This window comes from Streptomyces azureus (assembly GCF_001270025.1).
Lineage (GTDB): Bacteria > Actinomycetota > Actinomycetes > Streptomycetales > Streptomycetaceae > Streptomyces > Streptomyces azureus.
The window spans coordinates 1-576 of sequence record NZ_DF968438.1; the positions used below are offsets into that span (position 1 = coordinate 1).

1 protein-coding gene is annotated in these 576 nt (G+C 67.2%); it reads right to left on the bottom strand.

Features of this window, described 5'->3' with window-relative positions; all coding sequences use genetic code 11:
* On the bottom strand, window positions 1-576 hold a 576-nt coding region (locus tag AOQ53_RS35360), incomplete at both ends, for a CoA transferase (protein ID WP_174523398.1).

Consider the following 576-nt stretch of genomic DNA (forward strand, 5'->3'; position numbering starts at 1 on the left):
CGCTGGCCGCGCCCGGTGCGCTCGCGCTGGAAGAGTGCGGCGAGGATCCCGGCGACGGCGTGGACGCCGGTGCCGGAGTCGCCGATCTGCGCGCCGGTCGCCATCGGCGGCCCGTCCTGGAACCCGGTGGTCGCCATCGACCCGCCCATCGCCTGCGCCACCACCTCGTAGGCCTTGAAGCCGGTGTACGGGCCTTCACCGAAACCCTTGATGGAGGCGTACACGATCCGCGGGTTGATCTGCCTGATCCGCTCCCAGGTGAAACCCATCCGGTCCACCGCACCCGGCGCGAAGTTCTCCACCAGCACATCCGACCGCTCGATCAAAGCGGTCAGGATCTCCTTGCCCCGCTCGGTCTTGGTGTTCAGCGTGACACTGCGCTTGTTGCAGTTGAGCATCGTGAAGTACAGCGAGTCCACATCAGGCACATCCCGCAACTGCCCGCGCGTGATGTCCCCGCCCGGCGCCTCCACCTTCACCACATCCGCCCCCAGCCACGCCAGCAACTGCGTCGCCGACGGACCCGACTGCACATGCGTCATATCCAGCACACGGATCCCCTCAAGAGCCTTCGTC